Below are 12,642 nucleotides of genomic sequence, written 5' to 3' on the forward strand. Positions count from 1 at the left end.
GGCCAGGATAACTAGCCTCGTCGCTGTGAGCCGTATCACGACCGACGAACTGCGCGACGCGGTGCTGGACGAGGGCACCTTCGTCAGCTGGGACAGCGACCCTGTCCAAGTCCCGACCTCCCCGGAATATGCCCGCGAGCTGGCCAAGGCGCGGCAGGCCAGCGGCCGCGACGAGTCGGTGTCCACCGGTGAGGGACGGGTGTTCGGGCGCCGGGTGGCGGTGATCGTCTGCGACTTCGATTTTCTGGCCGGCTCGATCGGGGTGGCGGCGGCCGAACGCATCACCGCCGCGGTGGAGCGTGCGACGGCCGAGCGGCTGCCGCTGCTGGCCTCGCCGTGCTCCGGCGGCACCCGGATGCAGGAGGGCACGGTCGCGTTCCTGCAGATGGTCAAGATCGCCGCCGCCGTCCGGCTGCACCGCCACGCCCACCTGCCCTACCTGGTCTACCTGCGGAATCCGACCACCGGCGGGGTGTTCGCGTCGTGGGGGTCGCTGGGCCACGTCACCTTCGCCCAGCCGGGCGCGCTGATCGGGTTCCTCGGCCCCCGGGTCTACGAGCTGCTGTACGGCGAACCGTTCCCGTCGGGTGTGCAGACCGCGGAGAACCTGCAACGCCACGGCGTCATCGACGATGTCGTCGAGCTCACCGAGTTGCGCGCCACGCTGGACCGGGCGCTGACGGTGATCGCCGACGACCCGGAGGCTCCGCCGGCGCCGGCAGCACCCGAGCAGGTTCCCGACGTACCCGCGTGGGATTCGGTGCTGGCCTCCCGTCGCCCGGATCGGCCCGACGTGCGCGACCTGCTGCGGCACGGCGCCACCGACGTGGTGCTGCTGTCGGGGACCGGACGGGGCACGACGACGTTGCTGGCGCTGGCCCGGCTCGCCGGTCAGCCGGTGGTGGTGCTCGGCCAACAGCGAACCGCGGGCGGGGCGGGCAACACCGTCGGGCCCGCGTCGCTGCGCGAAGCCCGCCGCGGCATGGCGCTGGCCGCCGAACTGCGGCTGCCGCTGGTGCTGGTGATCGACACCGCCGGACCGGCGCTCTCGGCCGAGGCCGAGCAGGGCGGGCTGGCCGGAGAGATCGCCCAGTGTCTGGCCGAGCTGGTCACGCTGGACACCCCGACGGTCTCGGTGCTGCTGGGGCAGGGCAGCGGCGGCCCGGCGCTGGCGATGGTGCCCGCCGACCGGGTGCTGGCCGCGCTGCACGGCTGGCTGGCGCCGCTGCCGCCGGAGGGCGCCAGCGCGATTGTGTTCCGCGACACCGACCACGCCCCCGAACTCGCTGCGGCACAAGGCATTCGGTCGGCCGATCTGTTGGCGTCCGGGATCGTCGACGCCATCGTGCCCGAGCATCCCGACGCCGCCGACGAGCCGGTGCAGTTCGCGCGGCGCTGGGCGCGGGCCGTCGCGGTCGAGGTCCACGCGCTGCGTTTGCTGCCTGATGTGCAGCGTCTCGGCGCCCGGCTGAGCCGTTATCGTCGCGTCGGTTTGCCCGACGACCTGTAGAACACCGCGGCCGCCGCCTGGCTGACCCAGCTGCCGAACGTCGTTCTGACCCGACAACCGCAGCCGGTTCCGCCTCCCACCGCCGCACCCGTCGATCAGGCAAGATGGGGCGCATGGACACTGGTGCCAACTCACCTCGCGTGTTGGTCGTCGACGACGACTCCGACGTGCTCGCCTCCCTGGAACGCGGCCTGCGGCTGTCCGGCTTCGAGGTGTCAACGGCGGTCGACGGCGCCGAGGCCTTGCGCAGCGCCACCGAAACCCGCCCCGACGCGATCGTGCTCGACATCAACATGCCGGTGCTTGACGGCGTCAGCGTGGTCACGGCGCTACGGGCCATGGACAACGACGTGCCGGTCTGCGTGCTCAGCGCGCGCAGCTCGGTCGACGACCGGGTCGCCGGGCTGGAGGCCGGCGCCGACGACTACCTGGTCAAGCCGTTCGTGCTGGCCGAGCTGGTGGCCCGGGTGCGTGCCCTGCTGCGGCGCCGCGGCGCCACCGCCACCTCGTCGTCGGAAACCATCACGGTCGGCCCGCTGGAAGTGGACATCCCCGGCCGCCGGGCCCGGGTCAACGGCGTCGACGTCGACCTGACCAAGCGGGAATTCGACCTGCTGGCTGTGCTGGCCGAGCACAAGACGGCGGTGCTGTCCCGCGCGCAGTTGCTCGAGCTGGTGTGGGGTTACGACTTCGCCGCCGACACCAACGTCGTCGACGTCTTCATCGGATACCTGCGGCGCAAATTGGAGGCCAACGGCGGCCCGCGGCTGCTGCACACCGTGCGGGGAGTCGGGTTCGTGCTGCGGATGCAGTGAGGCCGCGCCGTTGTTGATGAACATCCTGTCGCGGATCTTTGCCCGGACTCCTTCACTGCGCACCCGGGTGGTGATCGCGACGGCGATCGGTGCGGCGATTCCGGTGCTCATCGTCGGCGCCGTGGTGTGGGTGGGCATCACCAAGGACCGCAAGGAACGGCTGGACCGCCGGCTCGACGAGGCCGCCGGATTCGCGATCCCGTTCGTGCCGCGCGGCCTGGACGAGATCCCCCGCTCCCCCAACGACCAGGATGCGCTGATCACGGTGCGCCGCGGCAACGTGATCAAGTCGAACTCCGACATCGAACTGCCCAAGCTGCAGTCCGACTACGCCGACACCTACATCCACGGGGTGCGTTACCGGGTGCGCACGGTCGAGATACCCGGTCCCGAACCGACGTCGATGGCCGTCGGCGCCACCTACGACGCCACCTACGCCGAGACCAACAACCTGCATCGCCGGGTGCTGCTGATCTGTAGTTTCGCGATCGGCGCCGCGGCGGTATTCGCTTGGCTGCTAGCTGCTTTCGCGGTGCGCCCGTTCAAACAGCTCGCCGAGCAGACCCGCTCGATCGACGCAGGCGACGAGGCGCCGCGCGTCGAGGTGCACGGCGCCAGCGAGGCCGTCGAGATCGCCGAGGCGATGCGCGGCATGCTGCAGCGCATCTGGAACGAGCAGAACCGCACCCAGGAGGCGCTGGCCTCGGCGCGGGACTTCGCCGCGGTGTCCTCCCACGAGTTGCGCACCCCGCTGACCGCGATGCGGACCAACCTGGAAGTGCTGTCCACCCTGGATATGCCCGAAGACCAGCGCAAGGAGGTGCTGGGCGACGTGATCCGCACCCAGTCGCGGATCGAGGCGACGCTGAGCGCGTTGGAGCGGTTGGCCCAGGGCGAGCTGTCCACGTCCGACGATCACGTGCCGGTCGACATCACCGAACTGCTCGACCGCGCCGCCCACGACGCCATGCGCATCTATCCCGACCTGGATGTGTCGCTGGTGCCCTCGCCGACGTGCATCATCGTCGGGATGCCGGCTGGGCTGCGGTTGGCGGTGGACAACGCGATCGCCAACGCGGTGAAGCACGGCGGCGCCACCCAGGTGCAGGTGTCGGCGGTGAGCTCGCGGGCCGGGGTGGAGATCGCCATCGACGACAACGGCAGCGGGGTCCCCGAGCAGGAGCGCCAGGTGGTGTTCGAGCGCTTCTCCCGGGGTTCGACGGCGTCGCATTCGGGGTCGGGACTGGGTCTGGCGCTGGTGGCCCAGCAGGCCCAATTGCACGGCGGGACTGCGACGTTGGAGAGCAGTCCGCTGGGCGGCGCGCGGCTGGTGCTGCGCTTGCCCGGGCCGAGCTAGTCAGCTTTTCGCGCGCTGTTGCGGCCCGGCGTGAAAAATGCTCGGGTCGCGAAATCCTCGTTCTCGAACCAGACTTGGGCTTCGATGTCGTCGTAACCCTCGTCGTCGGGAGTGTAGAAGAGCCGAGAGTCGGTGCGCCCCTTCACCGGCCACCCCTCGGGCCCATTGCCGTCGGGGTCGGCGCGCATCGAACCGGGGCCGTACGGCGCATAGGGCACCAAGGGAGCCGGTGGCGCCTGCGCCTCGACAACCGAAATGCTTTCTCTCACGGGATCTTTCGGTCTGACCTTCTTCGCCGGCGCTTTCTTGCCGGGGACCTTCCGGCCCGGCACCTTCTTCGCCGGCCGCTTCCTGGCGACTGGAATCCGTTCCTTCGCCTCATCTCTGGGCACGGGCCGGCGTTTGGCTGGTGGTGCTTTGGAGACTGCTTTCTTCTTGACGGGCCGGGGCCTGGCGACGGGTATCTCCTCCGTCGGCGCCTCAGCGGCGGGCACTCTCATGGCCGGCGGCTCGGGCTGGGGGTGTGGCGCCGGTTGGGCAAGAACCCAGGCCGGCATCTGCGTTTTGGTGGGGCGGGCAGTCAGCGTGACTGTCAGCACCATGCCCAGTACAAACGAGGCGGCGGCCAGCCACCAGTGCATGTGATCGGTCACCGTCGTGCCCCCAGGCCGGGCCATTGGGACGGAGGGCCGGGCCACTTGGCTTGAGGCAGTTCATGCTCAGGGTCGGACTCCGACTCGTCGGACAGGGGGTCAGGTTCGGGCTCCGTGTGGAATTCGACCGGCTCCGGCTCCGGCTTAGGCTCCGACTCTGGCTCTGGCTCTGGCTCCGGCTTCGGCTTTGGCTCTGGCTCTGGCTCTGGCTCGGCGAGCAAATCAGAAATCCCCGAAACCGGCTGTGGTACTTGCGCTTCCGCGGGTGACTCGACCGCCTCCGGCCCGTCCACATCCGGCTCGACAACCTCGGGCTCAACCGCCTCGGGCTCGGCGAGCGCCCCTTCAGCTACCGCTGCCTCGGAAACCTCAGGGACCAGCTGGATTTCGTCCGTCTCGAGCTCCGGCGCCGGCTCTGGCTCGACGTGAAGCTCAACCGTCTCGGGTTCCGGCTCGAACGACGGGTCGGGCCAAAGCGGCTGCGGCGACTCGGATTCAGCCGGGTGCGCCTGCGACTCGGACATCTCCGGCTCGATCGCGGTTTCAGCCGGTTCGAGGCGTCCGGAATCAGCCTGCCTGGAACCGCTCCTGGTCATCACCGCGACAATCCCGTAGGCCACCGCGGAACCGGCCACGAAGGCGGCCAGGTAGATCAGCCACTGGATCACAAAACCCATGCCCGATTCTCCCTAGCCGACCACAAGCTCGACGCGCCGGTTCTTGGCGCGTCCCTCGGGCGTGTCGTTGCTGGTGATCGGGTTGGCCGAACCCAACCCCTTGGCGGTGACGCGGTCGCGGGCCACACCGTTGGCTATCAGGAACTCGGCAACCGCGGTGGCCCGCTGGGTGCTCAACGGAATGTTGATGGCTTCGGCGCTGGCGTTGTCGGTGTAACCGTTTACGGTCAACCGCGCGGTGGGACACGTCTTGAGCTTGTCAGCCACCCGGATCAGGACCTGGGTGTCCTGGGTGGTCAGGCTCACTCCGTCGTCGCCGAAGGTGAGCGGGCCTCCGGTCAGGGCGTTGAGGGCGGCCTGCAGATCGTTGCATCCGGTTGGCGGCGGCGCCCCAGGTGCCGGAGGGGCGCCCGGCGGCGCCGGGGCGCTGGGCGTGATCTGGGTTTTGGCGACGATCCTGTTGACGATGTTCACGTTGGGCCAGACACCCGCGACCGCCCGCGCCACCGCGTCCTTCTGATCGCGCGACGTGACGGTCCCACTCAACGTGACGGTGTCCCTCTCCACCGTGAGGTTGAAGTCGGGGATCGGTGCGACCGCGACGAACACCGGGTCCGCGCCGGTGAAATCGAGCGTCTGCACCGTCGGGTCGGTGCGGAGCTGGTCGACGACGTTGACGCCGGGGGCCAGCAATCCCCTGAGCGACTTCATCAATGCCGCCTTCGACACGGCGTCCGGCACGTCGCCGATCAGCGTGACGCTGTTGCCGGTGTGGCTGATCGACAGCAGCGCCAGCGACAGGCTCGGCGCGATCGACACGCTGGTCGAGGGTTTGGTGAGGGTCGGCAGATCGCCGGATGGACCGTTGACGGCCATGGGTCGCCCGTCGACGCCGTACCCGATCAGGGCGAGCAGCAACGGGATCACCGCCACGCCGATCAGCCACGGCCGACCCGGCCGCACCCGACGGAACTTCGGGGTCGACGGCGCGTGGTCGACGGCTTCGGCGGTTGCGGGCGCTTCGCCAACACCCACCTCGGTACCGACCATCGCTCCTCACTCGGCTGCTATTCGGGGTTTGTCCGCGATTTCCAGGCGATATGCAGCCTACCGAGTACTTGCCGGTGCCAGCGGCATCTACGGAGAACTGTCGGGCAGACTGAGGCGATGACCCACGGGAGAAAACCCAACGAACACGACACCCTGGCGCATATCCGCGACCTGGTCGCCCAGGAGAAAACGCTGCGGACCCAGCTACAGCAGGGCGAAATCTCGACCACTGAGGAGCATGAGCGGCTGCAACGGATCGAGATCGAACTCGATCAGTGCTGGGACCTGCTGCGACAGCGGCGGGCGCTGCGCGAAACGGGCGGTGACCCCCGGGAAGCTGCCGTGCGGCCGGCCGACGAGGTCGAGGGCTACACGGGCTAGCCGCAGATGGACTACGACGTAGTCGTGGTCGGCGGGGGTCACAACGCCCTGGTCGCGGCCGGCTATCTGGCCCGCGGCGGTCTTCGGGTGCGCGTCCTAGAGCGTCAAGGCCAGGTCGGCGGGGCGGCGATCTCGGCGCGGGTCTTCGACGGCGTCGACGTGCGACTGTCCCGCTATTCGTACCTGGTCAGCCTGCTGCCGTCGCGCATCCTGGCGGACCTGGGCGCGCAGGTCCGGCTGGTCCGGCGGGCGTACTCCTCCTACACCCCGGACCCCGGCACGGGCGGCCGCACCGGGCTGCTGGTGGGCGCACCCGGCGGGTTCGGCTCGATCGGCGCCGGCGCCGACGAGCACGGCTTCGAAGACTTCTACCGGCGCTGCCGACTGGTCACCGAGCGGCTCTGGCCCACTCTGCTGGAACCGCTGCGCACCCGCACCCAGGTACGTCGACTCGTGGTGGACGGGTCGGACCGGGACTCTGCGGTGGCGTGGCGGGCGCTGACGGAGGAGCCGGTCGGCCACGCGATCGCCGCTGCGGTGGACAACGACGTGGTGCGCGGGGTGATCGCCACCGACGCTCTGATCGGCACGTTCGCCCGACTGGACGACCCGTCGCTGATGCAGAACATCTGCCTGCTGTACCACGTGCTCGGCGGCGGCACCGGCGACTGGAACGTCCCGATCGGCGGGATGGGCGCGATGACCTCAGCGCTGGCCGCCGCGGCAACTCGCTTTGGGGTCGAGATATCAACGGGCGCTGACGTTTTCGCTATCGCCCCGGACGGCGAGGTGCGGTATCGCAGCGCGGGCGACGAACATGTGGTTCGGGGCCGGTTCGTGCTGTCCGGCATCGCTCCGTCGGTGTTGGCCGGCCTGATGGGTGACACAGCGCCTGCGTCGGCGCCAGGTGCGCAAGTCAAGGTGAACATGGTGCTGCGACGCCTGCCCTGCCTGCGCGATCAGACTGTCACGCCGGAGCAGGCCTTCGCCGGGACGTTCCATATCAACGAGACCTGGTCGCAGCTGGACGCCGGCTACCTGCGGGCCGCCGGCGGTTCGGTGCCGGATCCGCTGCCGTGCGAGGCCTACTGTCATTCGCTGGCCGACCCCAGCATCGTCTCACCCGAATTGACCGGGGTGCACACCATGACGGTGTTCGGCCTGCACACCCCGCACTCGTTGCGAGCCGATGCCGCCGCACTCACCGATGCCGTGCTTGAGTCGCTGAATTCCGTTCTGGCCGAACCGATTCAGGATGTGCTGCTACCCGACGCGCACGGCCGCCCATGTATCGAGACGACGACCACGTCGGACTTGCAGGACAAGCTGGGCATGACGGCGGGCAACATCTTCCACGGTGCGCTGGACTGGCCGTTCGCCGCCGACGACGATCCGCTGGACACCCCGGCCCGCCGATGGGGCGTGGCAACCGGGCACCCCCGAATCATGGTGTGCGGTGCCGGCGCACGCCGCGGCGGCGCTGTTTCAGGCATCGGGGGTCACAACGCCGCGATGGCGGTGCTGGACACCCTCGGCGGTGGTGACCCACCCCCCGCGAGCGGAGACTAGCGCCCGTCCATGCCGACGTAGTCGCGCTCGGTGTAGCCGGTGTAGATCTGCCGCGGACGGCCGATCTTGCTGTCGCCCTCGTCGTGCATCTCGCGCCAGTGGGCGATCCAGCCGGGCAGCCGGCCGAGCGCGAACAACACGGTGAACATCCGGACCGGGAATCCCAGTGCCCGGTAGATCAGGCCGGTGTAGAAGTCGACGTTCGGGTAGAGCTTGCGCTCGATGAAGTAGTCGTCGGTCAGCGCGGCCTCTTCGAGCTGCTTGGCGATGTCGAGCAGCGGGTCGCCGCCGAGCTTGGCCAGGATCTTGTCGGCCTGCTCTTTGACGATGCGGGCGCGCGGGTCGTAGTTCTTGTAGACCCGGTGGCCGAAGCCCATCAGCTTGACGCCCTCTTCGCGGTTCTTCACCTTGCGGACGAACTCGCCGACGTCGTCGCCGCTCTCCTTGATCTGCTCGAGCATCTCGAGCACCGCCTGGTTGGCACCGCCGTGCAGCGGGCCCCACAGCGCGTTGATGCCGCCGGAGATCGAGGTGAACAGGTTGGCCTGGGACGAGCCGACCAGCCGTACCGTCGACGTCGAACAGTTCTGCTCGTGGTCGGCGTGCAGGATCAGCAGCATGTCCAGGGCACGGACCACCTCGGGGTCGGCCTGGTAGGGCTCGGCCGGCAGCCCGAACGTCATGCGCAGGAAGTTCTCCACCAGGGTCAGCGAGTTGTCCGGGTAGAGGAACGGCTGGCCCACCGACTTCTTGTAGGCATAGGCGGCGATGGTGGGCAGCTTGGCCAGCAGCCGGATGGTGGACAGCTCGACCTGCGTGTTGTCGGTCGGGTCCAGCGAGTCCGGGTAGTACGCCGAGAGCGCATTGACCGTGCTGGACAGCACCGGCATCGGGTGGGCGTTGCGCGGGAAGCCGTCGAAGAACCGTTTGAGGTCCTCGTGCAGCATGGTGTGCAGCTGGATCTTCCCGGTGAACTCGGCCAGCTGGTCGGCGGTGGGCAGTTCGCCGTAAATCAGCAGGTAGGACACCTCGATGAAGTTGGACTTCTCGGCCAACTGGTCGATCGGGTAGCCGCGATAACGCAGGATTCCGGCGTCACCGTCGATGTAGGTGATGGAACTCTTGCAGGCTGCGGTGTTGACGAAGCCGTTGTCGAATGTGGTGTGTCCGGTCTTGGACAGCAGCGGACCCAGCGCAATACCGTCGGCACCTTCGGTGGCATGGACGACCTTCAGGTCGATCTCGCCACCCGGGTACTTCAGAGATGCGGTGTCGTCGGTGTCGCCCACGAGAACCCCTTTGCGCTCAGGCTTGATATGGCTGCCCGCCCCGGTGCGTACGCGTGTGCACTGGGTGCGTCATAGGTGAAGGTAGTCGTTATCGCAGCGGCGTGCCTGCCCGGGGTCGGGTCTGCAGGTCTGCGGGCCTCCGAGCGTCAGTCCGGTGTCGCGCTGGTGTTCGAGGATGACCCCCGAAGCCCCTCGGCTGACAGAAACTACGGGTAGCCGATCACAGCCGGGGCGGTGGTCGCGACAGCGCTCCCAATACCGGGCGTATCTGGACCCGGCGGCAGCGAAGCACGCGAACGCGCGTATCTCACCGTCGTGCCAGCAACGTTGCCGGCGCAGCGGTCGAGGGGATCAACCCACCCGTTCAATCCGCATAAATGTACGGATACGAAATCGGCGCCCCGGTGAGCACCTCGAGAAACAGCGTCAGGAACTGCTGAGCGACAAGGAAGGGGAGCAAGGGCAGAATTGGCCAGAGCAGCGGAATCACCAGAAAACCCACTATTGCTGTGGGGATGTTGACCAGCATTGATAGCAACGCTCGCCCGGCGGTCGTGTAGTAGGCCACGTTGGCATCCACTGCCTGCAAGAGCGATGCGATCGAATCCTCGGCGGCGGCGTAGGACGACCCGCTCGCCGTCAAGGCCTTGACGAACTGCTGCTGGTAGGTCGTCGCCTGCTGGGCCACCGCGTGAAAGTCCTGGGCGTGTTCAGCAAAGAGGCGCGCAATGCCGGCCGACACTTCGTCCGCGGCTGGCGGCGCCACGTCCAGGGTCGCGGGGGCCACCGCTTTCTGAACCTCGCCCAGCTTCGAACCGATAGATTCCAGATCCCCCGCCGCCGCCTGCACGACGTCCGGCGCCACCATCACCTGAGACATGTCGAAAGTCTCACCCGATGCAAGTCGACCAGCTTGAGTAGCCGACTACTCAATCTCGCCGTGGGAGTGACGATGGCGCGCGGTACCGGATGAATGCCGGCGCAATCAAGGCGGCGACGACCACACCGAGCACCACCAGCGCCCCGCCACCGGCCGCCGCTGCGGTCGTTCCGACCACCGCGGCCGCGGCGCCGTGCAGGGTGTCGGCCAGCCGCGGGCCGCCGCCGACCACCACGGCGAACACCCCTTGCAGCCGCCCCACCACGTCGTCGGAGGCAGCCTGCTGCAGGATGGTCGACCGGAATGCCGCCGACACCATGTCCGCCGCGCCGCCGACGGCCAGGAACGCCACCGCGCCCCACAGCACTGCGCCTGTCCGGCCGTGCGCCAGCCCGCTGGCCAGCCCGAACCCCACCATCGCCAGGCCCCACACCACGATCGAGACGACGATCACCAGCCCCTGGCGCCGGACCTTCGGAAACCACCCGGAGAACACTCCCCCGGCCACCGCGCCGACCGCGATGGCCGCCGACAGCAACGCCATCGCCGACCCTCCTTCGATGGGGCCGCCGAAGCTCTGATGCGCCAGCTGCGGGAACAGTGCGCGCGGCATGCCGAAGATCATGGCGATCAGGTCGACGACGAACGACATCAGCACCACGGTGTTGCCGGCCAGGTACCGGAAGCCGTCCAGCACCGCCCCAAGACCCCACCGGTTTGTGCCGTCGGGTTCCAAGGCGGGCATCGGCGCCAGCCGGAATGTCGCCCAGATCGGCAACAGGCACGTCACCGCGTCGAGCAGATACAACGCGGACAGGTCGACCCAGTTCAGCAGCACCCCGGCCAGCAGCGGACCGGCAATCGCGCCGAACTGCCCCACGGTCATGTTCAGCGCATTGGCGGCCGGCAGTTGCTCGCCGGGCACCATCCGCGGGATGGCCGCCGAGCGCGCCGGCGAGTTGACGGCGAAGAACGCCTGCTGCACCGCCAGTAGACACAGCACCACCCAGACGTCGTTGAGCGCCAGCAGCGCCTGCAACCACAGCAGCACCGAGGACACCGCCAGCCCGCAAGACGCGACGATCAGCAGCACCCGCCGGTCCATGGCGTCGGCCCAAGCTCCACCCAGCAGGCCGAACACCACCAGCGGCAGCAATGAGAACAAACCGGCCAGCCCGACATACGCGGAGTTCTGGGTCAGCGCGTAGATCTGGACCGGCACCGCGAAGATCGTCAGGTTGGCGCCGATGACGGTCGGAATCCCGGCAACCCAGAGTCGGCGGAAATCGGGCGAGCGCAAGGGCGCGGTGTCCGCGAAGAGGGGCATCGTCGACGAGCGTAGTGGTGCGCCGCGAGTCAAAACGCAGCTGGCAGGGCTAGGCTCGCTGCGTGCGCGCGTTCGCATGTCCGCTCTGCCACAGCTTCGTCCCTTTCGAGTCGCGACGCTGCCCGGGCTGCGCGGTGGAACTCGGCTTGCACGTCCCCAGCCGTGCCATGGTCGCGACCTCGTCGGGCGTGGCGAAAATCGACAGCCAGACCTGGATTCCGTGTGCGAAATCGACCAGCCTGGACTGCAACTGGCTGGTGCCCGACGAACACGAATTGGGCGGTAAACGAGGGCGGTGTCTGGCCCATTCCCTGATCCGTCGCGAACCCGAAGCCGATGACACCATCGCGCAGGAAAAGCTGGTGTCCACCGGAATTGCGTTGCGGCGGTTGGTTTATCAGCTGATCGACATCGGCTTGCCCGTCGACCCGTTCTGGCGCAAAGACGGCGGCCTGGCGTTTGATCTGCTGTCCAGTCACAGCGATGGTCAGCGAGTCACGATCGGCCACGCCGGCGGGGTGATCACCATCGACTTGGTGGAATCGCTGGACGCATACCGCGAATCACTGCGGGTCCGACTCGGCGAGCCCTACCGCACCATGCTGGGCCATTTCCGTCACGAGGTCGGCCATTACTACCAGAACATCCTGGTGGAAACCGGCGACCAGCACTATCTCGCCGAGTGCCGGGAGATCTTCGGCGACGAGCGCGCCGACTACCAAGCCGAGATTGCCTGGCACTACAAGTTCGGCGCCCCGCCCGATTGGGCCGACTCGTTTATCTCCGAGTACGCGACGATGCACCCGTGGGAGGACTTCGCCGAGTGCTTCGCCCACTACCTGCACATCACCGGCACCATCGACACCGCCCGGGAGTCCGGGCTGATCCTGCATGCCGAGAAGGTCCGTTTCTTGATGCAACGTGACGTCGTGCCCCGGGAGTCCTACGAGGATGCGCCGATCGAGGCGCTGCTGGAGGACTGGAAGTGGTTGGCGCTGAGCTTCAATCGCGTCAACACCGCCATGGGCAAGAACCCGTTGTACCCGTTCGAGATTCCGCCCGCGGTGGTCCGCAAGCTGGCGTTCGTGCACAAGGTGATCCGCGAGACGGCGCGTGCAGCGCATTAAGGAGCTC

12 protein-coding genes are annotated in these 12,642 nt (G+C 68.2%); 6 read left to right on the top strand and 6 right to left on the bottom strand.

The window, feature by feature from the left end:
- Nucleotides 1-25: 25 nt before the first annotated feature.
- The 3 genes from MKCMC460_RS25965 to prrB all read left to right on the top strand — a co-directional run bounded on the left by MKCMC460_RS25965 (nucleotide 26) and on the right by prrB (nucleotide 3,682).
- A complete protein-coding gene (locus MKCMC460_RS25965; protein WP_238305035.1) occupies nucleotides 26-1,510 on the top strand; it encodes a carboxyl transferase domain-containing protein in 1,485 nt (494 codons plus the stop codon).
- Nucleotides 1,511-1,614: 104 nt separating this feature from the next.
- On the top strand, nucleotides 1,615-2,325 hold the full coding sequence (gene prrA, locus MKCMC460_RS25970) for a two-component system response regulator PrrA (protein WP_236977936.1): 711 nt from the start codon (nucleotides 1,615-1,617) through the stop codon (nucleotides 2,323-2,325).
- Nucleotides 2,326-2,341: 16 nt separating this feature from the next.
- Nucleotides 2,342-3,682, top strand: coding sequence for a two-component system sensor histidine kinase PrrB (prrB, locus tag MKCMC460_RS25975; protein ID WP_236977937.1), 1,341 nt, complete (start codon nucleotides 2,342-2,344; stop codon nucleotides 3,680-3,682).
- Here the strand turns inward: prrB and MKCMC460_RS25980 are convergent.
- From MKCMC460_RS25980 to MKCMC460_RS25990, 3 genes are read right to left on the bottom strand one after another with little or no spacing between them, the layout of a single operon-like run.
- Nucleotides 3,679-4,323, bottom strand: a complete 645-nt coding sequence (locus tag MKCMC460_RS25980) for a hypothetical protein (protein ID WP_238305036.1) — start codon at nucleotides 4,321-4,323, stop codon at nucleotides 3,679-3,681. The genes prrB and MKCMC460_RS25980 overlap by 4 nt on opposite strands.
- An 8-nt stretch (nucleotides 4,324-4,331) precedes the next feature.
- Nucleotides 4,332-5,012: a hypothetical protein gene (locus tag MKCMC460_RS25985; RefSeq protein WP_236977940.1), complete on the bottom strand. Its 681-nt coding sequence runs from the start codon at nucleotides 5,010-5,012 to the stop codon at nucleotides 4,332-4,334.
- A gap of 12 nt (nucleotides 5,013-5,024) precedes the next feature.
- Complete coding sequence (locus MKCMC460_RS25990; protein ID WP_236977941.1) at nucleotides 5,025-6,062, bottom strand: OmpA family protein; 1,038 nt, start codon at nucleotides 6,060-6,062, stop codon at nucleotides 5,025-5,027.
- Between the two features lie 117 nt (nucleotides 6,063-6,179).
- Between MKCMC460_RS25990 and MKCMC460_RS25995 the strand changes: the two genes are divergently transcribed.
- Together MKCMC460_RS25995 and MKCMC460_RS26000 are read left to right on the top strand one after the other, a co-directional pair.
- Nucleotides 6,180-6,443, top strand: coding sequence for a DUF2630 family protein (locus MKCMC460_RS25995; protein WP_238305037.1), 264 nt, complete (start codon nucleotides 6,180-6,182; stop codon nucleotides 6,441-6,443).
- Between the two features lie 6 nt (nucleotides 6,444-6,449).
- A complete protein-coding gene (locus tag MKCMC460_RS26000) occupies nucleotides 6,450-8,012 on the top strand; it encodes an NAD(P)/FAD-dependent oxidoreductase (protein WP_238305039.1) in 1,563 nt (520 codons plus the stop codon).
- Here MKCMC460_RS26000 and MKCMC460_RS26005 read toward each other — a convergent pair.
- From MKCMC460_RS26005 to MKCMC460_RS26015, 3 genes are all read right to left on the bottom strand, one after another.
- Nucleotides 8,009-9,301, bottom strand: coding sequence for a citrate synthase (locus MKCMC460_RS26005; RefSeq protein ID WP_236977942.1), 1,293 nt, complete (start codon nucleotides 9,299-9,301; stop codon nucleotides 8,009-8,011). The two genes, MKCMC460_RS26000 and MKCMC460_RS26005, sit on opposite strands and share 4 nt — an antisense overlap.
- Nucleotides 9,302-9,665: 364 nt before the next feature.
- On the bottom strand, nucleotides 9,666-10,181 hold the full coding sequence (locus tag MKCMC460_RS26010; RefSeq protein WP_236977943.1) for a PE family protein: 516 nt from the start codon (nucleotides 10,179-10,181) through the stop codon (nucleotides 9,666-9,668).
- Nucleotides 10,182-10,230: 49 nt separating this feature from the next.
- Complete coding sequence (locus tag MKCMC460_RS26015; RefSeq protein ID WP_236977944.1) at nucleotides 10,231-11,508, bottom strand: MFS transporter; 1,278 nt, start codon at nucleotides 11,506-11,508, stop codon at nucleotides 10,231-10,233.
- A gap of 62 nt (nucleotides 11,509-11,570) precedes the next feature.
- Between MKCMC460_RS26015 and MKCMC460_RS26020 the strand changes: the two genes are divergently transcribed.
- The gene (locus MKCMC460_RS26020) at nucleotides 11,571-12,635 is read left to right on the top strand and encodes a putative zinc-binding metallopeptidase (RefSeq protein ID WP_236977945.1); all 1,065 of its coding nucleotides are present in this window, start codon (nucleotides 11,571-11,573) and stop codon (nucleotides 12,633-12,635) included.
- Nucleotides 12,636-12,642 lie beyond the last annotated feature (7 nt).

The sequence above is a fragment of the Mycobacterium sp. 20KCMC460 genome (genome assembly GCF_022179425.1).
In the GTDB taxonomy this organism is placed as follows: Bacteria; Actinomycetota; Actinomycetes; order Mycobacteriales; family Mycobacteriaceae; genus Mycobacterium; species Mycobacterium kiyosense.

What these genes read in the sequence shown, in the direction of transcription:
- prrA (WP_236977936.1), top strand. Translation starts at nt 1,615, where the DNA reads ATGGGGCGCATGGACACTGGTGCCAACTCACCTCGCGTGTTGGTCGTC.
- prrB (WP_236977937.1), top strand. Translation starts at nt 2,342, where the DNA reads ATGAACATCCTGTCGCGGATCTTTGCCCGGACTCCTTCACTGCGCACC.
- MKCMC460_RS25980 (WP_238305036.1), bottom strand. Translation starts at nt 4,323, where the DNA reads ATGCACTGGTGGCTGGCCGCCGCCTCGTTTGTACTGGGCATGGTGCTG.
- MKCMC460_RS25985 (WP_236977940.1), bottom strand. Translation starts at nt 5,012, where the DNA reads ATGGGTTTTGTGATCCAGTGGCTGATCTACCTGGCCGCCTTCGTGGCC.
- MKCMC460_RS25990 (WP_236977941.1), bottom strand. Translation starts at nt 6,062, where the DNA reads ATGGTCGGTACCGAGGTGGGTGTTGGCGAAGCGCCCGCAACCGCCGAA.
- MKCMC460_RS25995 (WP_238305037.1), top strand. Translation starts at nt 6,180, where the DNA reads ATGACCCACGGGAGAAAACCCAACGAACACGACACCCTGGCGCATATC.
- MKCMC460_RS26000 (WP_238305039.1), top strand. Translation starts at nt 6,450, where the DNA reads ATGGACTACGACGTAGTCGTGGTCGGCGGGGGTCACAACGCCCTGGTC.
- MKCMC460_RS26010 (WP_236977943.1), bottom strand. Translation starts at nt 10,181, where the DNA reads ATGTCTCAGGTGATGGTGGCGCCGGACGTCGTGCAGGCGGCGGCGGGG.
- MKCMC460_RS26015 (WP_236977944.1), bottom strand. Translation starts at nt 11,508, where the DNA reads ATGCCCCTCTTCGCGGACACCGCGCCCTTGCGCTCGCCCGATTTCCGC.